The organism is Nocardiopsis sp. MG754419 (genome assembly GCF_018207095.1).
GTDB lineage: Bacteria > Actinomycetota > Actinomycetes > Streptosporangiales > Streptosporangiaceae > Nocardiopsis.
The window spans coordinates 1-1,266 of the sequence record NZ_QOCZ01000305.1; the positions used below are offsets into that span (position 1 = coordinate 1).

Sequence of the window (1,266 nt, forward strand, 5' to 3'; positions counted from 1 at the left end):
CCAGGTGTTGCGGCTGCTCTCGGAGTTGCAGGACGACTTCGGGCTGACCTACATCTTCGTCGCCCACGACCTCGCGGTCGTGCGCCAGGTCAGCGACCGCGTCGCGGTGATGCGCAAGGGCGAGATCGTCGAGATGGGCGACAGCGACTCGGTGTACGAGAACCCGCAGAGCGACTACACGCGGCAGTTGCTCACGGCCGCCCCGGTCCTGGACCCCGACGAGGCCCGGCGCCTGCGCGCCGAGCGTTTCGCCAAGCGCGCGCAGGACGCCGCCGCGTAGGGGCGCGTCCGCGCACGCACACCTGAGGCCCCGTCCGCCGGTACACGGCGGACGGGGCCTCACGTGGTTCATCGGAGTGTCGGGTGTGCGCCGCGCTCCCCGACGCGCACCGCCCTCGCCTGCCCGAACGTTCCCGGGCATCCCGGCTCGTTCCCCGGCGTCGGCGTCGCCATGGCGACCCGGCCCCGGTCGGAACACGCGGATCGGGTCGCTCAGGCCGGCGCGGCGGGCCCGCCCTCGGCGGCCTTGACGAGGCGCTTGGTGGAGCGGCGGAAGGCCCAGATGACGACCACCGCGGCCAGCACCGTCAGGGGGAAGCCCGTCACGGTGTCGGCGATCGCCAGCCCACTGGTCGATTCGGCGAGGTAGAGCCACTGCCGCACGATGAACCGGCCCGCGAAGACGGCCGCAACTGTCAGGGTGGCCAGGTCGTGGACGCGAAGCGAGGGTCGGTCCTCACGCCAGGCGTGGTCGCCGCCGTGGACGGCGTTCCAGATGACGCCGGTCAGCGGGCGGCGCACAAGGAGCGAGAGGATCGTGACCACGGCCCCGACCAGTGACGCCCAGATCCCGATGAGGAAGAAGTCGTTGGCCGATCCGGTCCAGGCGGAGACCCCGCCGGCCACGGCGACCGCGAAGACACCGCCCATCGCGGCCATGAAGGGCTCCCCGCGCCACATGCGGAACGCCCCCAGCGCCACGGCCGCGACGATCGCGACCCCGATCGCGGTGGTGAGCGCGACGAACGGCACGGCCGCCGCGAACCCGATGACCGGAATTGTCGAGTACACCATCCCCGAGGGCCCCCCGACCCCGTCGAGCACCGCCTTACGGAGATCGACGGGCTGCTCGGGCTGCTCCGGTCCCTCCGACGGGTCGGGCGCTCCCGATGCTCCGGGGCCCGCGTCCCGAGCCTCGTCCTCGGTTCCCCCCGTGCCCGGGGCGGTGGGGTCGGTGTGGTCGAGACGGTCCTGTTCGGTCATGGT

At 72.8% G+C, this 1,266-nt stretch carries 1 protein-coding gene and 1 pseudogene; one reads left to right on the forward strand and one right to left on the reverse strand.

All coding sequences use genetic code 11. From position 1 onward, the window contains the following. Window positions 1–280 (forward strand): annotated as a pseudogene (locus tag DSY14_RS27800) (ABC transporter ATP-binding protein); the annotation flags it as partial. Window positions 281–492: 212 nt separating this feature from the next. Here the strand turns inward: DSY14_RS27800 and DSY14_RS27805 are convergent. After that, window positions 493–1,266 (reverse strand): DUF3159 domain-containing protein (locus DSY14_RS27805; protein ID WP_374224071.1); only part of this gene is annotated, 774 nt, incomplete at its 5' end.